This is a genomic window from Streptomyces sp. AcH 505, assembly GCF_000818175.1.
In the GTDB taxonomy this organism is placed as follows: domain Bacteria; phylum Actinomycetota; class Actinomycetes; order Streptomycetales; family Streptomycetaceae; genus Streptomyces.
This window is the reverse complement of the sequence record NZ_JTIY01000001.1, coordinates 5,535,488-5,537,902: the sequence shown is the minus strand read 5'-3', so window position 1 is coordinate 5,537,902 and position 2,415 is coordinate 5,535,488. Positions and strand designations below refer to the sequence as shown.

2 protein-coding genes and 1 pseudogene are annotated in these 2,415 nt (G+C 72.9%); all 3 read right to left on the bottom strand.

Going from position 1 to position 2,415, the window contains the following annotated elements:
* Positions 1–530 (bottom strand): annotated as a pseudogene (locus HY68_RS44060) (hypothetical protein); the annotation flags it as partial.
* A 111-nt stretch (positions 531–641) separates the two neighbouring features.
* Positions 642–1,025: a PPOX class F420-dependent oxidoreductase gene (locus HY68_RS24885; RefSeq protein WP_241778674.1), complete on the bottom strand. Its 384-nt coding sequence runs from the start codon at positions 1,023–1,025 to the stop codon at positions 642–644.
* A 10-nt stretch (positions 1,026–1,035) separates the two neighbouring features.
* The gene (locus HY68_RS24880; protein ID WP_041992495.1) at positions 1,036–2,244 is read right to left on the bottom strand and encodes an alginate lyase family protein; all 1,209 of its coding nucleotides are present in this window, start codon (positions 2,242–2,244) and stop codon (positions 1,036–1,038) included.
* Positions 2,245–2,415: the final 171 nt, after the last annotated feature.

Here is a 2,415-nt window from a genome sequence, read left to right as displayed (position 1 = left end):
CGACGCTCCGCGGCGGTCCGGCCGGGGGTCGTCAACGCCGCTGTCCTGACGCGGAGTTCGGCGCAGCGGGCCGAGGCGCGTGCGTGGTCGTCGCGGGCCCAGGCCAGCTCGTGGGTGAGTCGTTCCGCCTCGGCGGAGGCCGGCCGCGCGGTGCGCAGCGCCCGGGTCAGCTCCTCGGCCCTGGCGCCCGCGCTCGCCTGCTCGTGCAGCATCAGACGCAGCCGCTCGGCCAGTGCGGCGCTTCCGCCGGGCCGCCGGTCGTGGGTGGCCGCTGCCACCGCGTGCAACCGCCGGGCGCGTACCGTCTCCCCCACCGCGTCGGCGTCGCGGACCGCCGCGTAGTCCTGGAGCAGCGAGTCGACCACGTCCCAGGGCGGCACCTCGGCGCCGTCGAGGCAGGCGCGCATCCCGCTCGGGTCGCGCTGCACGAAGACCCCGTACCAGCCGCCGCCCGGGTCGAGCAGCGCCGTCAGGTCTCGTAGGTATCGCGCGAACGCCCCGATCTCCGCCGGGAGTTGATGCACCGCCATCGCTGTCCCGCCCCTGCCCTTCCGGTAGTCCCCGGCATTCGACCGCAGCCGTGTTACGGGACGGCTACGCGCGGTTTTCCGGGAGCTACGGGGTTAAGGGGGCGGCAGAGGTCAGAGGGACACGGCGATACCGGTCTGGGGGCGCTTGCCGCGTCGGATGATCTTGGCGGGCCAGTCGGCCAGCCAGTACTGCCAGGTGTACTTGCGGGCGAGGAGTTTACGGACCCGCTCGGTGCCGTCCTCGTCGAGCAGCCGCGCGGTGCCGTGCGCGGTGGGCGCGCCTGCGGCGATCCGGCCGCGCATGTCGCAGACGGTGACGACGACCCGGCTGTCGTTGCGGATCCGCTTCACCTTCCACGCGTCGGAGCTGGTCCAGATGAACAGCTGACCTTCGTCCACCGCGTGCCAGACGGGGGTGGCGACCCCCCGGCCGTCCTTGCGGTAGGTGGTCAGGCTGACATAGCGGCTGCGGCCGAGTTCGTCGAGGGTGCTCACGCGTTTGACCTTACGCCGTCGTCGGGTTGTCGGCATGGGTGAGCGTCTCCCACGCGACGAACAGGTCGTCGGTGCCTGCCGGGCGCTGCCGCTCGGCGAGCCGCTCGGTCAGCGGGAGTTCGCGGTGCATCCGGCCTTCGAGGTGGTTGAGCGCGACCTCCACGTCGGGGCCCATCGTCCGGGTGACCTTGCCGCCGCACAGCCATGTCGGCGGTTTCGCGCCGAGTTGGTAGCGGGCGTGGAACTCCAGCGCCGCGGTGAGCCGGTCGGCCTGCTCGCCGTACAGGTCGACGCCCTGGTGCCAGGCCGTCTCGGCGATGTGCGCCGTGGAGGCCAGCGAGTAGCCGATGTGCATGAAGTTGCGGCAGGTCTCCTGGCCGAGGCCGTCGGCGAAGGTGCGCTGGCCGAACCAGTACGTGGACAGCTGCCCCGGCGTGCGGATGGTGCCGCCGGGGGGCGCCTTGGGCAGCTTGCCGTCCGACGCGAGGTAGAAGTACGCGGGGACACGGGCCCGGAAGCGGCGCAGCGAGTCGTCGAAAAGTTTGTGGTCCTCCAGGAAGACGGACATGCCGATGGCCGCGTCGGTCATCGCCAGTTCCCAGTTCCCGTTGTAGTCGGGCACCTTGGCGGTGACGTCGGGCAGATACGCCTTGCGCAGCATCCACTTGAAGCGCATCACCGCGGGCTCGCGCCACTGCGGGTAGCCGGCGTGCATGATCTCGGCCGCCCGCGACCAGGTGGAACCGGTCCACGCGGTCTGCAGGTCGGCGTCGTCCTTGGTGTGCCGTTTGACCACCTTCGACCAGGCGTCCATGATCTGCACCGACTTGCGGGCGTGTTCGGGCCTGCCGGTGACGGACCACATCAGCGCCTGGGTGTACGCGGCGATGGCGTCCTCGCGTTCGGCGACGCAGGCGGGCGCGCCGTTGTTGGACGCGCAGGCCACCACAGCGGCGGGGTGCGCGGTGTAGCCGGGCTTCGCGTACCGGCTGGCGCTCATGGCCGTGAACGCCGAGGCCCAGGGTTCCTGCCCGGCGGCGACCTTTCGCCGTACGGTCGCCAGCTGCGCGCCGCCGACCACCACGCCCGGGTGGCGGAACTGCGCCGGGCTGCTGCGGTTGGAGGCGGCGCCGGACGTGGCGGGCGCCGGGGCGCAGGCGCCGAGCAGCGCGAGCGAGCCGGTGAGCGCGAGGAGGGCGATCTTCTTGGCGACGGACACGCCCCCACCGTCGCCCGGCGGCGGGGGCTCCGCAATCGGCGGCCACCCGACGGGTGGTCGTATACGCCCAGGTGGCGGGTCCCTGCGCCCGGGACCCGCCCGCGTGCGACTACCGGCCGGCGGGCCGTACCACCATCGCCGAGCCGCCGCCGCGGCGTACCGGTTCGGCGG